Source organism: Massilia suwonensis (assembly GCF_042655665.1).
GTDB lineage: Bacteria > Pseudomonadota > Gammaproteobacteria > Burkholderiales > Burkholderiaceae_D > Telluria > Telluria suwonensis.
The window spans coordinates 1,537,960-1,554,213 of record NZ_JBHSMR010000013.1 but is presented as its reverse complement, the minus strand read 5'-3'; the positions used below and the strand labels follow the sequence as shown (position 1 = coordinate 1,554,213).

Below are 16,254 nucleotides of genomic sequence, written 5' to 3'. Positions count from 1 at the left end.
GGCCTCCGCGAAAACTTGCTTTAGGCATCACAAAATCCTGACAAAATTTCTGTCTCAGGTATAATTGCTGGCTCGTCGGGGCGTAGCGCAGCCTGGTAGCGTACCTGCATGGGGTGCAGGGGGTCGGAGGTTCGAATCCTCTCGCCCCGACCAAGAGAATCAGACGGAAGGGCCAGTCTTCGGACTGGCCTTTTTGTTTTGCGGCTTTGTTTCGCGATGTCCTTTGCGTGTTGATCGGGCGTGGCGCCGGCCTTGTCAGCGGCGGCGCCGGCAGGGCTAATCCGCCAGTGCCTCCCGCATGCGATAAGCTTCGGTCTGCTTGAGCAGGCTGCACACCGCGTCCACCACCTGGTTAGGGGCCAGTTTTTCCATGCATTCGTGGTGTCCCTGGAGGCAGACGCTGCGCTGGAAGTCGCGGCGGGCGGCGTCGTGGTTCAGTACCCGGCTGGGCACGCGCCAGGGCGTGTGCTGCGGATTCGTCAGGGCGTACAGGGCCACCACCGGCGTCCCAACAGCCGCGGCGATGTGAGCCGAGCCCATGCTGTTGCTGACCACGAGCGAGGCTTGCGCCAGCAGGGCGCCCAGTTCGCCGATGCCGAGTTGGCCCGCCAGCGACAGCACGCGGGCGCCGGGCGGGATCTCGATGGCATCGATCAATCCCATTTCATGGACATCGCCAGTTAGCACCAGCGGACAGCGGATGCGTTCGCTCAGCTCTTTTATCAAGCTGCTCCAGTGGTGCACCGGATAGCGCCTAGCGTTCACGGCGGCGCCGGGATGCAGGGCTAGCCAGCGAGCGTTCGGATCGATGCCGGCGTGGCGCAGGCGGCGACGCACGGCTTCGATCTCGCCAGCGCCGGGAACGAAGGCGAGCCGCTCGTCCATGATTTCGGCGCCAAGATGGCGCACGAGATCGAGCTGGCGCTGCACCTCGTGGCGCAGCATGGAACCCGGTTCGGGATCGGCGATCCAGTCCGTCAATAAAGGGGCGGGCTGTTCGCGGCAATAGGCTGCGCGCAAGGGGATGCCGGCGAGCTGGCACAGCAGGGCCGCGGGCAGGGCGCTCTGGCCGTGGCTGGTGAAAATGACGGCGCCGTCGAAGCGCCGTTCGGCCAGGCTGGCAATCCAGTCGATGTGGGCAGCGGGCGTCGCGGCTGTGCTGCTCTTCATCCATGGCGGCTCGTAGGCGAGCACGGCGTCGACGTCGGACAAGTAAGGGCCGAGCGCGGCGCCGGCTGGGGAGGTGAGCAGGGTGAGACGGCGCTGCGGGCATTGCGCGCGCAGGGCGCGCATGGCGGGCGTGCACATCAGCACGCCTTCGGGCGAATCGGGCCGCACGCAGAGCAGGTGGGCCGCCTCGTTCCAGCGGCTGGTCACAGAATCGGGCCGGAGACCGGGCATGGGGCTAAGCATATGAGTAGCCATCGCTCTGGGCATGGCCGTCATAGGCGGCGATCAGGACCGCCGCGGCGTACAGGTCGGGCGCCATGCGGGTCGGAATGCGGCGCGGCCCGAGCCGCCATTCGGTCTCAATGCCATTGTCGAGCAGGACGGTGCGGCAGCCGGCACGGTTGCCGGCCTCGACGTCATGCAGGATGTCGCCGATCATCCAGGACGCCTGCAGGTCGATTCCGTGCTCGGCGGCGGCCCTGAGCAGCAGGCCGGGCAGCGGCTTGCGGCACTCGCAGGCGACCGCATAGGGCGCGACGCTGCCGCCCGGGTCGTGCGGGCAATAATAAAAGCCGTCGAGGCTGAGGTGTTCGCGAAACAGCAGGTCCGACAGGCGGTTGCCGACCGCGCCCATTGCGCTTTCCGAAAACCGTCCGAGGGCGATTCCGCCCTGGTTGCTGACGACGAAGAAGCGGTAGTCGAGCCGCGCGAGCAGGCGCAGCGCCGGCCCGGCTCCGCTGCTGAGCCGGATGCGGCGCGGCTCCACGTTGTGCGGCACGTTGTCGACCAGCGTCCCATCCTTGTCGAGGAAGATCGCTTTCATGTCAGGCCGGAACCGTGCGCGCAGCGGCGGCAGGGCCAGCCTGGCCGTGACGGTCCCGATCGCCGGCGGCAGGACCGCGCAAATACTGCACGTGCTGTCGTTGCGCTCCCTGCGCTTCTTGCGTCCATGCCATGTTCTCTCCTAGATGGTGGCGATGCCGGATGCCGCGGGGCTCCGGCTTTGTTCGAGTACCGCCGCGTACACGGCCGCCACCTGCTGCGCGACCGCGCGCCAGGTGTAGTGCCGGTAGGCGCGCCGCAGGCCCGCCTCGCCCATGCGCAGGGCCAGCGCCGGATCGGCGTGGAGCTGGGCCAGGCGCTCGGCCAGCGCGCGCGGATCGCGCGACGGGATCAGGAAGCCGGTGAGGCCGTCCACCACCGTGCTCTTGATGCCGCCGACTTCGGAACCGATTACCGGCCGGGCACAGGCCATTGCTTCGACCGGGGTGATGCCGAAGGCTTCGTACCAGGGCGTGGTGACGAAGACGTCGGCGGCGCTGTACCACAGGCGCAGGGCGGCGCGCGGCTGCTGGCCGACGAAGTGCACACTATCGCCGATGCCCAGCTGCTGCGCGAGCGCGCCGAGCCGGACCAGCTCCGGATCGCCGGCGACATCGAGGGCGGTCTGGCCGCTCCCTGCCACCACCAGTTCGGCATCGACGCCGTGCCGCTCGCGCAGCAGGGCCAGGCCCTGGAGCACCGTGTCGACGCCCTTGCGCGGCACCATGCGTCCGAGCTGGAGCACGGTGAAGCGACCGGGCGGCAGGCCTAGCTGCGCACGCGCGGCGGTGCGCGGCACCGGCCACAACTCGGCCGGGTCGAAGCCGCAGGGCGCGATCGTGATGCGCTCCGGCGCCGCGCCGTAGAGCTGCTCCATGTCGAGCCGGTCCTGCGTGCATTCGGCGACGATGCGGTCGGCCTGGCGCATCAGCGCGGTCTCGATCTGGCTGCGCTCGGGCGGGAAGGCGTCGAGCGCGCCCTGGGCCAGGCGGCGTACCCGGCCCAGCCCGTGAAAGGTGATCACGTAGGGAATGCCGAGCGCGAGCTTGAGCTGCTGGGCGACCATGCCGGACATGAAGAAGTTGGCGTGGACGAGGTCGTAGGGCAGCGCCTGGCGCCGGGCAAAGCGGGTTACGAAGCGAGCGAAATGGGGCATCCAGGGCAGCAGCTGCTCCTTCGGCACGTAGCGCGGCGGGCCGGCCGGCACGTGCACCACGCGCACGCCCTCGCACAGCTGCACGAGCTGCTTTTGCCCGGGTGCGTCGCGCCGGGTGAAGATGTCGATGCGGGCGCCCGCCAGGGCGAGTTCGCGCGCCAGGTTGGCGACATAGACATGCTGGCCGCCATAATCGATGCTGCCCGGCGCCGCCAGCGGCGAGGCGTGCTCGCTGATGAAGGCAAGCCGGGCGGGCGGTGTCGCCGACTGCTCGTTCCCAGGCGCTGCGTCCGGCCTCACGGGGTTCAAGCTCACGCGGCGCTCCCGCGGGCCGCCGTGCCCGTGACATGGCGGAAGGCGGCGTCCCAGTCGGCGGCGAAGCGCTCGATCGAAAAGCGCTCCTGGGCGCGGCGGCGGGCGGCCTGGCCCAGGTCGCGCGCCAGCGAGGGGCTGCGCAGCAGGTCGCGCATGCAGTCCAGCAGGCGCTCGACGCGGGTGTCGATGAAGCCGTTGGCGCCGTCGTCGATCACGGTCGCCATCTCGGCCGTGGCGAGCGCGACCACGGGCATGCCGACCATCATCGCTTCGATGACGGCCAGGCCCAGGCTGGAATAGCGGATCGGGCTGAACAGGAAACGGTAGCGCGCCGCGAAGGCCGGCAATTGCGCGTGCTGCACCTCGCCGATTCCGTCCAGTTCCTCGGCCGCAATGCCGACCAGGTCGAGCGGCAGCTGGCTGCGCGCCTGCAGGAACAGGTCGGGCCCCATGCGCCGCCCACGCCGGGCCAGGTGGTTGCTGACGACCAGTCCGCGCTCGAGGGCGCCGAGGTAGCGCACCGAATCGGGCACCAGCACGCCGTGCTCGATCACGCGCGTCGGCGTGCGCCGGTTATCCCACATCAGTTCGTTGAAAGGCGTGACGTGCACCAGCAGCACGCCCGGATCGTCGACCGGGTGCGGGGTGTCGGTGGGATGGGCGCGCGGCGGGGCGTGTTCGAGGTAGATGCGCGGCAGCGCGCGCTGGCCCGCCGTCAGAAAGACGAACTGGTCTTCTTCCCATTGCCGCTCGTCCTGGAACAGGATGCAGTCGAACTCCTGCGCATGCGCGGCCTCGACCGGCAGCTCGTGCACGTTGTCGCCCCAGGGGAACTGGCCGGCGCGTCCGCCATAGCCGGGCGGCCGCCCGGGTTTCGACAGCACGTAGAAGTCGTGCGGCACCTGCGACAGGTAGTAGAGGTAGCTGCCGTGGGTATGCCAGGTCAGGATCTTGAGTCGGCGCATGGGGACCTCAGGTGAAACGGACGCGGTAGCGGATGGCCCCGGCCAGGCGCCAGAACACGGCCAGTGGCGGGATCAGGGCCGACGTGAGGAGGACGTCGGCAACGTGCGAAAAGGTGTGGGCGGTACCGCGCAGGCGCCGCCGGCAAAGGCGCGCGGTGAGTCCCAGCCACAGGACGCCGGCCACGAGCGCGACCGTGTCCGCGCCGGCCAGCAGGGCGCCGACCAGGGCGAGCAGGGCCGCCACCGCAAGGTAGTGGTCCCAGGGCGGCGCGGCGGCGATGCGTTCGCGGTACAGCTGCGGATGCTTCTTGTAGAGGAGGGCATCGAAGGCGGCCGCGCGCGTACGCAGCAGGCTGGCGCCCCAGGGGGCCGGACGCACCGGCTGCACCACCAGCGCCTCGGGCGCGCGGACGATGCGCGCGCTGGATGCCAGCAGGCGGAAATGGAAGTCGGCGTCGCAGTGGCGCGCCTGCTCGAAGCGCTCGTCGAAGCCGTCGAGCGACTCCAGCAGCTTCTTGCGGCAGAAGCAGTTGGCGACGCAAAAGGCATCGCTTGCGGCCTGGCGTGCGGCGCGCTGGGCTTCGGTCGGGCGCGCCGGCAGGGGCGCGTCGAGGCGCCCGCAGAGGACGTCGACCTCGTCGCCGAAGGCGGCCAGTCCCTGCGCCAGCCAGGCGGGCGAGGGCACGGTGTCTTCATTGGTAAAAGCGATCAGCGGCGCCTGGGCGCTGCGCCAGCCGAGATTGCGGGCGGCGGCCGGGCCATGCTCGTTGCTATTCGGAAGGTAGACCAGGCGCGGGCCGCGCTCGAGGGTGCGGGCGCGCCAGCCGGCCACCAGGTGCAGGGTGTTATGGTTGGGCTCGTCGTCGACGACGATGACCTCGAAAGAGGTGCCGGGCAGGCTCTGGCGGGTAAGCGCGTCCAGGCAACGGTCGAGCAGGTCCATCCGCCCGCAGGTCGGCACCACGACCGAGACGGCGATCGCGCTGCTGGCTGTTCTTGGTGTGATTGCTGACATGCTCTCTCCCGTCCTGTCTGGTAGCGCGCGTCTTGTCGACCATGCGCGATGATGGGAGTGGTTCGATTGCGCGAAGAACGGTCGAGTTCCTCCGCAATCGCATGTCCTGAATCTGGATCAAGGGCCGACGCCGCTTCGCCGGATTTCAGGATCAGTGTCGTCGGGGGCGGCGTAAGCTCCGGCAGCGGTCAGAAAAATCCGCACGTTATTGCTCAGTATGTGTAGGAATCGTCTGATGGCAAAGCCCGGCTTCTAGGCCAGGAATGCAGGCCGGGAGGACGAAAAAAAGCCCGCGCGGTGCGGGCGTGCAAAATCCCCGGCAGCGTTCATGCGCTGTCGGGGCTGTTTCGATCAATCAGTTTCGTGCGAATCAGTTGCGTGCGCTCAGCCGCGCGAAAAACCGGTGTCGTCGTCCATCTTGCGGTCGCCCGCCAACTTGTTCGCGCCGGCCGGACTCTTCGGATAGCCGCCGGCGGCGTCGTTCGATTCGTGCACGCCGTTCGGGTCCTGCTGCATGCTGCCGCCCGGTTTCCAGCCCTGGTTCTCGCTGCGCGGACCGGAATTGCCAGGGCTGCGCGGCAGGCCGCCGGTGGTGTCGTTCGACTGGTGCGGCTGCGACGTGTCCTCGCGCGCCTCGTTGCCCTGGGCACCGGTCTGCGAGCCGGCGCGGTCGGTGCTTTGCTGGGCGCCCTGGTTGTTCGCCTGCTGCGATGCGCCGCGGCTGCCTTCGCCGCCGCCGTACTGGCCGGCATTGCCGCCCTGGCTCGACTGCATCGACGCGCCCGCGCCATGGTGGTGGCCGAGCGAACCGCCCTGCAGTTCGGGCTGGCGCGGATCCTGCGGATTCATGCGGCTGGCCGCCTGCGTGTTGCCGGCATGCGTACCCTCATGGTGCAGCAGGGAGGTGCCGGAATCATGCGGACGGCGGCCGACCGGCTGTTCCAGCTCGCCATAGGCGGAAGAGCGCTGTTCCATCTGGCGCTGGTGGCTGTCGGTGAGTCCCTGCTGCGGGCCGCTGCCGCCGCTCTGCTGGGTCTGCATCGAGCCGCCCGGCAAATCCCAGCGGCTGCTGTCTTCGGCGAACTGCCCGGGACCCATGCCGCTTTGCTGGGTGCCCATCTGGTCGATGCCCTGGCGGCCCTGCTGCTGCGAGGCACCCTGTGGATAGGTGTGGTCGAGCGGGGCGTCGGGCGCGGTCTTGCCCTTGGCGTTCTTGTTCCACTTTTCGTTGCCGCCGTTGTTGGTCTGGTTGTTCATTTCGCTGCGTTGATTCGCATCCATGGCGTTTCCTTTCAAAAACGGTTTTGCGGGCGGACGCCGCCGATCGAGACCCGCCGACGCCGCTTCATCCAGCCATCATGCGCGTCCCTGCATGGTTCCAGTATAGGAAGACGCATCGGTAGTGTGTAGGACAAAAACTGATGGGAAAAGTGATCAAAAGAAGCCTATTTCGTAAGAGCATTTTCTGTCGCCTGTAGTCCTACAAAGTCATCTGAAAATGTCCTATACCCTCATCTAATTCGCATGCCTACTATGAATTCGACCATTCGCTCATCGGCATAAAAACAGATGGGCAGTGGCAGCCTGCCGCAGGACGCGGCGGTTTTAATATGTGAACAGGGAGAACACATCATGGCTTCGAGTAACCAAGGCAACAAACAGGGCGGTAACCAATCCAACAGCCAGAGCGCCGGCGGCGGCACCCGCAATCGCGGCTTCGCATCGATGGACCCGCAGCGCCAGCGCGAAATCGCCAGCCAGGGCGGCAAGGCTGCTCACCAGAAGGGCACCGCGCACGAATTCACTTCCGAAGAAGCACGCCGCGCCGGCAGCATGAGCCACGGCAACCGTCAGTCGGCCAGCGCCGGTTCGGGCAGCAGCTCGCGCAACTCGTCGAAGAGCGGCGGCCGCAGCTCCAAGGAGTAAACACCAGCTCGCCGTGCCGGCCGCCAGCGGTAGCCGGCATAGGGCAGAGAACGAATGCATACGGGGAGCGTGAAGCTCCCCGTTTTCTTGCCGGAGCTACACTAAAGCCGGACGGGATGGGGTAGAATCGCTGCGCCTTTTTAAACTATCCAGAGGAATCTCGTCGTGAAAGAAGCGGTCATTCGTGAAGTCAAGAGCATGTCCATGTCGTGCGATCGCGTGGGCAATTCGCTGCTTGCCAAGTTCTCCACGCAAGGCGCGAGCGATGTCTGCCTGCATATTCCGGCGTCCATCGTCTTCTGGCTGCTCAAGCACATGCCGGTCAATCAGGATCCGCAGTTGCAGCCGCCGCCGGCCGGCCCCCGGATCACCCAGCAAGACTGGGACGATCGTGCCAATCCGCGCGCGCTGTCGCTCAACTGCCGTGAACTGCCGGGCAAGCTGCGCATGGCTTTCAACCTCGACCGCGAGCCGCATCTGGTCCTCGTGCTCGACCGCAGCAACGTCGAGCTGCTGCGCCAGATCATGGCTGCTTACAGCCGCGACCTGATCGACCTCGACGCCTGACAAGCGTCCCGAGCCGCGGCCTGTCGTGCAGACGGCCGGCCGCGCGATCAAATCCGGTATCATCTTCACAGTTCCGAACAGGCCAACAAAGGATCAGCCATGCCTATCAAAATCAGCCAGCATTTCGATTCGGGCGCCATCGAGGTGGTGCAAGCGGACAGCGCGAAACAGATCGACCTGAACCTGCGTAGCGACAACAGCGCGGACATCCACCAGTGGTTCCACTTCCGCCTGCAGGGCGCGCGCGGCCAGGCCTGCACGATCCGCTTCCTGAATGCCGGCCAGGCAACCTATCCGAAGGGCTTCGAGGACTACCAGGTGTGCGCGAGCTACGACACCGAGAACTGGTTCCGCGTGCCGACCAGCTTCGACGGCCAGGTCATGACGGTGAACCACACCCCGGAACTGGACAGCATCTATTACGCCTATTTCGAGCCCTACACCTGGGAGCGCCACCTGCGCCTGCTGGGCGAAGTGGCCGAGAACCCGATCGCGCGCGTGATTGATATCGGCACCACGGTCGACGGCCGCGACATGAACCTGGTCGTGATCGGCAATCCTGCCGCCGAGAAGAAGATTTGGGTCATCGCCCGCCAGCACCCGGGCGAAACGATGGCCGAATGGTATGTCGAAGGCATGATGGATGCGCTGCTGGACGACGCCAATCCGATCGCGCGCAAGCTGTTGCAGCGCGCCGTGTTCTACATCGTGCCGAACATGAACCCGGACGGCTCGGTGCGCGGCAACCTGCGCACCAACGCGGCCGGCGCCAACCTGAACCGCGAATGGATGACGCCTAGTCTCGAACGCAGCCCGGAAGTGCTGTGCGTGAAGAACAAGATCCACGAGACCGGCGTGGACATGTTCTTCGACATTCACGGCGACGAAGCCCTTCCGTACAACTTCGTGGCCGGCAACGAGATGCTGGCCGACTTCACGCCCGAGCGCGAAGCGCGCCAGAAGGCTTTCGTGGCCCAATACATGGCTGCCAGCCCGGACTTCCAGAACGTCTATGGTTACGCCGCCAGCAAGTACAACGAAGAGCTGCTGACCCTGGCGTCGAAATACGTCGGCCACACCTTCAAGTGCCTGTCGCTGACGCTGGAAATGCCGTTCAAGGACAACGCCAATCTGCCCAACAGCTATACCGGCTGGAATGGCGCGCGCAGCGCGGCCCTGGGCGCGGCGATCCTGCAGCCGATCCTGCAATCGCTGGACTGATCCCTTGGGCGTCGAGATCGAAAGGAAGTTCCTGGTTCTAGGGGACGGCTGGCGGGCATCGGGCGAAGCGACGCTGCTGCGCCAGGGCTACCTGAGCAGCGACCCGGCGCGCGTCGTGCGCGTGCGCATCGAAGGCGAGCGCGCCTTCCTGACGATCAAGGGCAAGAGCCAGGGCGCCACGCGCGGCGAATGGGAATACCCGATTCCGCTGCCTGAGGCGGCCGAGCTGCTCGACGGGCTGTGCCAGCAGCCGCTGGTCGAAAAATATCGCCGACGCATCGAGTGTGGCGCGCACATCTGGGAAGTCGACGAATTTTTAGGCAGCAATGCCGGGCTGGTCGTGGCCGAGATCGAGCTGGGCAGCGAGGACGAAGCCTTCGACAAGCCGGACTGGATCGGTGCCGAGGTGACGCACGACGCCCGCTATTTCAATTCCAACCTGATCCGCCATCCGTATTCCTCCTGGAAGGACTCCGCATGACCTTCATCACGCGGCGCGCCGCGCTCGTTCTCGGCCTCGGCGCATTGCTGGCCAGCACCGGCCTGCAGGCCGCCCAGCCTTCCAGCTATTTCCCTCCCGCAGGCGAGTGGGCGCGCAAGGCGCCGGCCGAGCTCGGCATGGATCCCAGCGCGCTGGCCACCGCCGTGCACTATGCGCAGGACCACGAGACCGAACGCGCCCTCGATTTCTCCGACCAGGAAGCGACCTTCGGCAGCCGACTCGGCTCGCTGCCGACGCGCCGCGCCCGCACCAACGGCCTCGTGATCTACAAGGGCTATGTCGTGGCCGAGTTCGGCGACACGTCCTTTGTCGACCCGACCTATTCGGTGGCGAAAAGCATGTTGTCGACGGTGGCCGGCGTAGCCCAGCGCGATGCCCGCATCGGCAAGCTCGACGAGCCGGTAAGTAAACGCGTCGAGGATGGCGGCTATGCCTCGGCCCGCAACGCGCTGGTGACCTGGAAGCAGCACCTGCAGCAGGAAAGCGAGTGGGAAGGCAGCCTGTGGGGCAAGAACGCCGACTTCGTCGGCAAGGAACAGTTCGGCGCCGGCGAACGCAAGCCGCGCACGCTCGGCGCGCCGGGCAGCCATTACGAATACAACGATGTGCGCATCAACCGCTTCGCCCTGTCGCTGCTGCGCGTGTTCGAGAAACCGGTGCCCGAGGTGTTCCAGGAGCAGGTGATGGATGTCATTGGCGCCTCGAATACCTGGAAGTGGGTGCCTTATACCAACAGCTATGTCGAACTGAACGGCAAGCAGGTGGCCTCGGTCAGCGGCGGCACGCGCTGGGGCGGCGGCATGTGGATCAATTCCTGGGACATGGCGCGCTTCGGCTACCTGTGGCTGCGCGGCGGCGCCTGGAATGGCCGCCAGGTCGTTCCGGCAAGCTACGTCAAGGAAGCATTGACGCCGAGCGCCCATGGCCCGGATTACGGCTACCTGTGGTGGCTCAACACCAAGGGCAAGAACCTGCCGGGCTTGCCGGCCACGGCCTTTGCGGCGCTGGGTGCGGGCAGCAATACGATTCTGGTCTCGCCCGAGCACGACCTCGTGATCGTCTGGCGCTGGCACGGTGGTAACGTGGCCGAGTTCGGCAAGCGCGTTATTTCGGCGATCCGCTGATCGGTGACGTAGAGTGGGGTCCCGACCCCACGCGTTTCCACAGGATGCTCTGTAGCTGCGCATGCGCTGGGACGCGTGGAGTCAAGACTCCACCCTACGTCAAGCACGAATCTACATAAAAAATGGCGCTGATTCAGCGCCATTTTTCATGGAATTACAGCAAACGGCTCAGTGGAAATGCTCGGTCCCCGCCGGCGTATCTTCCGGCATCTCCGCGTGCACCAACTCTCCAGTCGGATCGGCGAACAAGGGCGCGCCGCAGTCGTCGCAGTACTCGGCGACATAAAGCTCGTTGATGCGTTTGATGTGGGTGACGCCCGCTTCGTTCAGGTGCGCGATGATCTCGTTGATCGGGCTCAAGGGTGCCGGCAGCAGGCCGCCCGCGCCCGGGCCTTCCATCGGCGTGCCTTCCTCGTCTTCCTGGCCATACAGCGGCCAGACGATGCCGTACACGACTTCGGCGCTCTGGCGCAGGGTGAAGCCGACGCGGTATTCGTCGATCTGGCCGTCGGCCGCTTCCTCGCCGAAGCCGGCGATCACGGCGCGCAGGTCCGAGGCTTCCAGGTCCAGGGTATTGGTGAGATAGTGCACGGCGGCGCGGATCGAGATCGGGCGGATCGCCTTGTCGGCTTCGCGGCAGGCCACGTAATACGCTTCCGGCAGCAGCAGCTCGACGCCGCAGCCCGGCAGCATGCGCGCCACGTTCGCGGTCGCCTGTTCGCGCCAGGCGCTCAGGGCATTCGCCCGTTCCTTCTCGAAATCGAGCTGGTGCTGCGGCTCCTGCCAGCGGAACAGCGGCGCATTCGCCGGAGCGACCAGCGCCACCAGCAGGTAGCGGGTGTCGGCCAGGAAGGGCGCGGTTTCCGGTGCGCGCGCGGCCGGCTTGATGCCCGCGTCCTTGTGCGCGGCCTGGGCCAGCTTGTGCGTCAGCGCATAGGTTTCGGCGTGGGTGCGCGGCAGCTGGTCGATCGCGTACAGGGTCGGCGCCATCGACATCTGCACGCCTTCAGCCAGCAGGTGGGCCGAGAAGTGGGCCGACAGGGTGGTCAGCAGTTCCGCCGGGATCGTGCCCGAGCCAATCGAAAAACGCGTCCACGCGAGGATGGGCGCCGCCACCAGCAGGGCCTGCCATGCCACGTCCTTGCCGTCCTGCTGCTCGACCATCGTCGACGATTCGCTGACGGCCTCGACACCGTCCATCAGCACGTCGTAAGCGGCGAGGTCGTCCTTGAACAGGGCGTTGAGCGCGGCGTCGATGCTTTCCTGGTGGTTGGTCCTGAGCAGTTTTTGCAGCTGCACATCCAGTTGGTGTTCCCAGGTGCGTTCTTCCACGCGGCTGGCGGACTGCACGATGGCCTGGGCAATGCTGGAGAGACGCTGGCTTTCTGCGGAAAGTTTGTTGGATGAATCTTTGGAGGGACGACGCATAGCGCTGAAAGAGTCTCTTGTAAAAGGTGAGGTTCGAGGGGCCATGATAAACCCATATCCCCGGTATTGTAGTTGATTCGGCCACATGCCATGAACACAAGGGGGAGGGCGCCGCTCTACGGCAGGTGTTGCAGGAAGCGCACATCTGGCTTGCCACGGCGCAAGCAGACCCCGGCGCAACCCATCAATACTTGCCAAATCCATCAATAAAAATCATAATGCGAATCGTTCTCATTTCTTCTCCGTTTTGCAGGCACGCCGGCAAGCGGACAGGCAACAACCAACGATGACCATGACCAAGACCAGCCCAGCAGTACCGAGCGCTTCTTCCTTCATCCGCAGCCGCAAGCATGCGGCGCCTTGCCTCACCGGTTCTGCACTGGCCGTGCTGGCCACGCTGGCCGCGCCCCTGGCGCACGCCGACGGCGGCAACAAGGACGTCGACCCGACGATTCCGAAGGTCGAGGTCACGGGCGCCGCGCGCCGCGACGTCCAGGCGCCGGTCGCCTCGAGCTCGGACAAGTTCACCGCGCCCCTGCTGGACACCCCGAAGTCGGTCAGCGTCATCCCCCAGGAAGTGATCTCGCAAACGGCCGCCGTGACCCTGACCGACGCGCTGCGCACGGTGCCGGGCATCACCATCGGCGCGGGCGAAGGCGGCAACCCGGTCGGCGACAACGTCTTCATCCGCGGCTACAACGCCCAGACCGACACCTATGTCGACGGCATCCGCGATTCCGGCTCGCAGTCGCGCGAGATCTTCAACCTGGAGCAGGTCGAAGTCGTGAAGGGCCCGAACTCGGCCTACGGCGGACGTTCCTCGGCAGGCGGCGGCATCAACCTGGTCAGCAAGTCGGCCCAGCAGGACAATTTCAATAACGCCTCGGTCGGCATCGGCACCGACAAGTACCGCCGCGTCACCGGCGACATCAACCGCACGCTGGGCAACAACGCCGCCTTCCGCCTGAACGTGATGGCGCACGAAGCCGACGTGGCCGGCCGCGACGTCGTCGGCGGCGATCGCTGGGGCATCGCGCCGACGGTCACCTTCGGCCTCAACGGTCCGACCAAGGCGATCCTGAGCTATTACCACATGCAGTCAAGCGAGATCCCGGACACCGGCATCCCGTTCAACAACCCGTTCTCGAGCGGCGTCAACGTCGCGAAGAATGGCGACGGCACCCCGATCGACGTGCCGCGCGAAACCTTCTACGGCCTGGCCAACCGCGACTTCCGCGACACCAAAACCGACATCGGCACGGTGGACCTGCGCCACGAATTCGGCGGCGGCCTGGTGCTGCGCAACGTCACCCGCTACGGCAAGTCGCAGAACGACTTCGTCTGGACCCAGCCCGACGATTCGAAAGGCAACGTGGTCCTGTACGGCACCGTCTGGCGCCGCGCCAACACCCGCGTCACCGACACGGAAACGATGGCCAACACTACCGCGCTGACCGGTAAGCTCAGCACCGGCGCGATCAAGCACAGCTTCAATGCCGGCGTGGAAATCAGCCGCGAGACGACCGAACGCGCTGCGTATGTGTTCACTCCGGGGACCAACAACCTGCTGACCGGTAACACGGTCTGCGCCACCTCGGGCGCGGCTACCGGCTACAACTGCGCGCCGCTGGTCAATCCGAATCCGTACGACCCGTGGGTCTACACCCGCAGCGTGTCGCCGGCGCTGACCAAGGTCAAAACCAACACCCGCGCCGTCTACGCCTTCGACACCATCGAATTCAATCCGCAGTGGATGCTGAACATCGGCGCGCGCTGGGACGAGTTCAAGACCGTGCTCGACACCGCGGCGAACGGCGCCACGGCTGCCGTCCGCGCCCATGTCGACACCAGCTTCGACACCTACCAGGCCGGCCTGGTCTACAAGCCGAGCGCCAACGGCAGCGTCTATGTCTCCTACGCCACTTCGGCCACCCCGCCGGGCAACGACGGCGGCGACGGCCTCGACGGCCTGACGGTCGCGGTGCAGAACCTGCAGCCGCAGGAAAGCAAGAACTGGGAACTGGGCACCAAGTGGGAAGTGCTGAACAGCCGCCTGTCGCTGAACGCGGCCGTGTTCCAGAGCAAGATGAACAATGCCCGCGTCACCGCGCCGGACGGCACCACGCAAAACGTCGGCCGCAAGGAACTGAAAGGCCTGGAACTGGGCTTCTCGGGCAAGCTGACCAATGCCTGGCAAGTGTTCGGCGGCTACACCTGGCTCGACGGCATCGTGGCCGACAACGGCTACCTGAACGTCGGCACCACGGCCGCGCCGCGCTACGAGCCGTCTCCGTACAACGGCAACATCTTTCCGACCACGCCGAAGCACAGCGCCTCGCTCTGGACCTCGTATGCCTTCAACAAGGACTTCAGCGCCGGCATCGGCATGAACTACGTGGACAAGGTCTACGCCAACATCAACAACACGAAGTACGCGCCGAGCTACACGCGTTTCGACGCGATGGCCAGCTACAACCTGAACAAGAACGTCTCGTTCCAGCTGAACATCCAGAACCTGGGCGACAAGCTCTACTTCGACCGCGTGTCCTCGCCGCACTATGCAGGCGTGGGCGCGGGGCGCTCGGCGAGCCTGACGGCGAACCTGAAGTTTTAAATAAGCGCCGAGGTTTCGGCACTGTTTCGCACGGCCCTCCTTGCTTCAAGCGGGGAGGGTCGTGCTTTTTGCGGGAAAGGAGGACACACCATGATGCTGCACATCCCGGGTGTATTGAGCAGTGAACAGGTCGCGCAGATGCGCCAGCGCCTGCAGGAAACCGACTGGATCGACGGCCGCGCCAGCGTCGGCCCGCAGGGCGCGCAGGTGAAACGCAACCGCCAGCTGGCCGAGGGTTCGCCGCTCGCCGTCGAGCTTGGCCAGATCGTGAGCGCGGCGCTGATGGCCCATCCGCTGTTTTTCTCAAGCGTCCTGCCGCTGCGCATCCTGGCGCCTTACTTCAACAGCTACGGCGGCGGCGAGCACTACGGTTTGCACGTCGACGGCGCCATCCGCGCCCAGCGCCCGGGGCTGCCGGCGATCCGGGCCGACGTCTCGACCACCGTGTTCCTGAGCGAGCCGGACGAGTACGAAGGCGGCGAACTGGTGGTGGTCGATGCCTACGGCACCCACGAGGTGAAATTACCGGCCGGCGACGCCATTATTTATCCAGCGGGCAGCGTGCACCAGGTCTTGCCGGTGGCGCAGGGCGAGCGCATCGCCTCCTTTCTCTGGACCCAGAGCATGGTGCGCGAGGACAGCAAGCGCGCGCTGCTGTTCGAGCTGGACACCAACATCCAGAAGCTGCGCGCCGCGCATGGCGAGTCAGAGGCCACGGTCGGGCTGACCGGGCATTATCACAACCTGTTGCGGATGTGGGCCGAGGTATGAATTGCTGGGGACGCCTGATGTAGGGTGGACGGCTCCTCCGTCCACGCGGTGATAGCCACGGCAAGATCAGCCGCGCGACACATCCAGCGTCAAGGATCGACGCGTGGACGGCAAGCCGTCCACCCTACCGGCGCTGCATCACGGCGCGCGCGTAGATGAAGCGCACACCGTAATAAATCGCCGCGCCGGCGGCTGCGAAAGCGGCGGCCGCGAGCATCGGCAGCACCGCGCCGAAAGTCCAGGTCATGCCGACGACGAAACCGAGCACGCAGGCGGCGCGGTGGATCGGATAAAACAAAGCGAGCAGGGCCAAGGCCTGCACCAGGGTATCGAGCGCGCCATTCTGGCCGGCCGTAAACAGCAGCGAGAGCACGGCGCCGAACACCACGGCGCCCGTGAAGGCGGCGAAATCGCCGTGCGCGGCATGCGGCCTGGCAGCGCGCCGCCGTTCGATGCGGCCGAGAAGGAACCAGGCCAACAGGGGCAGGGTCAGGAGGCCCCACCAGTTCGACAGCGCGGGCAAGGTCGGATCGGCCAGCAGGTGATGGGCCGGCACGCCGCCGTGCAGGTGCTGCCAGCCGAGCAGCGCGGCCATGACGAGTGTGATCGCAAAGCAAGCTTTGGTACGCATGTGACCCCCGGGTATGTTGAGTTACCG

The 16,254-nt window shown here is 66.1% G+C and carries 15 protein-coding genes and 1 tRNA gene; 8 read left to right on the top strand and 8 right to left on the bottom strand.

All coding sequences use genetic code 11. The annotated features are described in order from the left end of the window. Positions 1–76: 76 nt before the first annotated feature. A tRNA-Pro gene (locus ACFPQ5_RS15030) sits at positions 77–153 on the top strand. A gap of 123 nt (positions 154–276) precedes the next feature. Here the strand turns inward: ACFPQ5_RS15030 and ACFPQ5_RS15025 are convergent. The 6 genes from ACFPQ5_RS15025 to ACFPQ5_RS15000 all read right to left on the bottom strand — a co-directional run bounded on the left by ACFPQ5_RS15025 (position 277) and on the right by ACFPQ5_RS15000 (position 6,724). Continuing rightward, the gene (locus ACFPQ5_RS15025; protein ID WP_379757120.1) at positions 277–1,413 is read right to left on the bottom strand and encodes a glycosyltransferase family 9 protein; all 1,137 of its coding nucleotides are present in this window, start codon (positions 1,411–1,413) and stop codon (positions 277–279) included. Then, the gene (locus tag ACFPQ5_RS15020; RefSeq protein WP_379757117.1) at positions 1,406–1,993 is read right to left on the bottom strand and encodes a D-glycero-alpha-D-manno-heptose-1,7-bisphosphate 7-phosphatase; all 588 of its coding nucleotides are present in this window, start codon (positions 1,991–1,993) and stop codon (positions 1,406–1,408) included. The genes ACFPQ5_RS15025 and ACFPQ5_RS15020 overlap by 8 nt, the downstream gene beginning before the upstream one ends. A gap of 141 nt (positions 1,994–2,134) precedes the next feature. Beyond that, positions 2,135–3,463 (bottom strand): glycosyltransferase, encoded by a 1,329-nt coding sequence (locus ACFPQ5_RS15015; protein WP_379757114.1) that lies wholly within the window; start codon positions 3,461–3,463, stop codon positions 2,135–2,137. Then, a complete protein-coding gene (locus ACFPQ5_RS15010) occupies positions 3,460–4,428 on the bottom strand; it encodes a glycosyltransferase family 4 protein (RefSeq protein WP_379757111.1) in 969 nt (322 codons plus the stop codon). Before ACFPQ5_RS15010 ends, ACFPQ5_RS15015 begins: the two co-directional genes overlap by 4 nt. Before the next feature lie 7 nt (positions 4,429–4,435). Next, entirely contained in the window at positions 4,436–5,443 is a 1,008-nt protein-coding gene (locus ACFPQ5_RS15005) for a glycosyltransferase family 2 protein (protein ID WP_379757108.1), read from the bottom strand. Between the two features lie 384 nt (positions 5,444–5,827). Beyond that, positions 5,828–6,724 (bottom strand): hypothetical protein, encoded by an 897-nt coding sequence (locus ACFPQ5_RS15000; protein ID WP_379757105.1) that lies wholly within the window; start codon positions 6,722–6,724, stop codon positions 5,828–5,830. 351 nt (positions 6,725–7,075) lie between these two features. Here ACFPQ5_RS15000 and ACFPQ5_RS14995 point away from each other — a divergent pair, with 351 nt between their 5' ends. The 5 genes from ACFPQ5_RS14995 (at position 7,076) to ACFPQ5_RS14975 (ending at position 10,783) form a co-directional block, all read left to right on the top strand. Next, positions 7,076–7,369, top strand: coding sequence for a KGG domain-containing protein (locus tag ACFPQ5_RS14995; RefSeq protein ID WP_379757102.1), 294 nt, complete (start codon positions 7,076–7,078; stop codon positions 7,367–7,369). A gap of 165 nt (positions 7,370–7,534) precedes the next feature. After that, complete coding sequence (locus tag ACFPQ5_RS14990) at positions 7,535–7,936, top strand: hypothetical protein (RefSeq protein WP_379757099.1); 402 nt, start codon at positions 7,535–7,537, stop codon at positions 7,934–7,936. Positions 7,937–8,035: 99 nt separating this feature from the next. Beyond that, positions 8,036–9,157, top strand: coding sequence for a M14 family metallopeptidase (locus ACFPQ5_RS14985; protein WP_379757096.1), 1,122 nt, complete (start codon positions 8,036–8,038; stop codon positions 9,155–9,157). A gap of 4 nt (positions 9,158–9,161) precedes the next feature. Next, positions 9,162–9,638 (top strand): CYTH domain-containing protein, encoded by a 477-nt coding sequence (locus ACFPQ5_RS14980; RefSeq protein WP_379757093.1) that lies wholly within the window; start codon positions 9,162–9,164, stop codon positions 9,636–9,638. Then, positions 9,635–10,783 (top strand): serine hydrolase domain-containing protein, encoded by a 1,149-nt coding sequence (locus ACFPQ5_RS14975; RefSeq protein WP_379757090.1) that lies wholly within the window; start codon positions 9,635–9,637, stop codon positions 10,781–10,783. The genes ACFPQ5_RS14980 and ACFPQ5_RS14975 overlap by 4 nt, the downstream gene beginning before the upstream one ends. Before the next feature lie 168 nt (positions 10,784–10,951). On the opposite strand, the gene ACFPQ5_RS14970 is transcribed toward ACFPQ5_RS14975, so the two are convergent. Beyond that, complete coding sequence (locus tag ACFPQ5_RS14970) at positions 10,952–12,211, bottom strand: DUF2863 family protein (RefSeq protein ID WP_379757087.1); 1,260 nt, start codon at positions 12,209–12,211, stop codon at positions 10,952–10,954. A 292-nt stretch (positions 12,212–12,503) separates the two neighbouring features. Here ACFPQ5_RS14970 and ACFPQ5_RS14965 point away from each other — a divergent pair, with 292 nt between their 5' ends. Both ACFPQ5_RS14965 and ACFPQ5_RS14960 read left to right on the top strand, forming a co-directional pair. Beyond that, positions 12,504–14,825 (top strand): TonB-dependent receptor, encoded by a 2,322-nt coding sequence (locus ACFPQ5_RS14965; RefSeq protein ID WP_379757084.1) that lies wholly within the window; start codon positions 12,504–12,506, stop codon positions 14,823–14,825. A 90-nt stretch (positions 14,826–14,915) separates the two neighbouring features. Further along, positions 14,916–15,596 carry a Fe2+-dependent dioxygenase gene (locus tag ACFPQ5_RS14960; protein ID WP_379757081.1) on the top strand — a complete coding sequence of 227 codons (681 nt, stop codon included), beginning with the start codon at positions 14,916–14,918 and terminating at the stop codon, positions 15,594–15,596. A gap of 124 nt (positions 15,597–15,720) precedes the next feature. Here the strand turns inward: ACFPQ5_RS14960 and ACFPQ5_RS14955 are convergent, their stop codons facing one another. Then, positions 15,721–16,227 carry a hypothetical protein gene (locus ACFPQ5_RS14955; protein ID WP_379757078.1) on the bottom strand — a complete coding sequence of 169 codons (507 nt, stop codon included), beginning with the start codon at positions 16,225–16,227 and terminating at the stop codon, positions 15,721–15,723. Positions 16,228–16,254 lie beyond the last annotated feature (27 nt).